Genomic DNA, 852 nt, shown 5'->3' on the forward strand with positions numbered 1-852 from the left:
GGGGTCCAGCACCGCCCGCAGATGGCGGCCGGCCTTGGCGACCTCCGCCGCCCCCGCTTTGCCGGCCAGGTCCACCAGGATCGGCTCCGCCAGGGTGGCTTGCTCGTCGGTCAGTCCGGCCACAGCGGCGCAGATGGCCTCCACCACCCCCGCTGCCAGCTCACCCGTGGCGAACTTCTCCCGCACGACGGGGAGGCGGGGCAGTTCCGCGCCGAGGGTGAGCAAGCGGCCAGCTCCGCCCACCGTCATCCCCCCACTGGTGCGCAACCAGCAGCGGGTGGAGGCATGCCCATGCTGCCTGGCCTGCCCCGCCCGATGCACCCGCCCCACCCGGTCGGCCAGCGCGCTGGTGATCCGATCCCGGGCGAACAGCAACTCCTCCGCCTCGGCCAGGCACACATCCACGTCATCGGGAAGCGGGGTCAGCGCCAGCTCTTGGGCCACCTCACGAACCGACCCCACCACCACCCACGACGACCGCACACCACCCCGACCACGACCACCCGAATCGGAGGCACCTGCGCCCACACCCGGGCCGGCCGCGCCAGTGCCGTTCGCGCCAGTGCTGTTTGTGCCAGCAGCGTCCGCGCCATCGGCAGCCTCACGGGCGGCACCCGCGTCAGCGCCGTTCGTGCCAGCGGCATTCGTACCGGTGGCAGCCCCACTCGTGGCATCCGCGCCGTCGTTGGTTGCGCTGCCGGTATCGATGCCTGGAACGTCCGCGCCCGGGGCGTCCGTGCTTGCGGCATCGGATGCGTCGCCGCGCTGCCGGAGCCCGAAGTTGATGATCGGGAAGGGCTCCCGGGCGGATGAACCATCAGAGGACCACAGCGGCGAGTTGGCGATCAGACG

General features: G+C 72.2%; 1 protein-coding gene. It reads right to left on the reverse strand.

The window, feature by feature from the left end:
- Positions 1-444, reverse strand: a 444-nt coding sequence (locus FLV34_RS41075; RefSeq protein WP_187280889.1) for a DUF222 domain-containing protein, incomplete at its 3' end; no start/stop codon positions are given.
- Between the last annotated feature and the right edge of the window lie 408 nt (positions 445-852).

It is taken from the genome of Microbispora sp. CSR-4, assembly GCF_008033685.1.
Taxonomy (GTDB): Bacteria; Actinomycetota; Actinomycetes; order Streptosporangiales; family Streptosporangiaceae; genus Microbispora.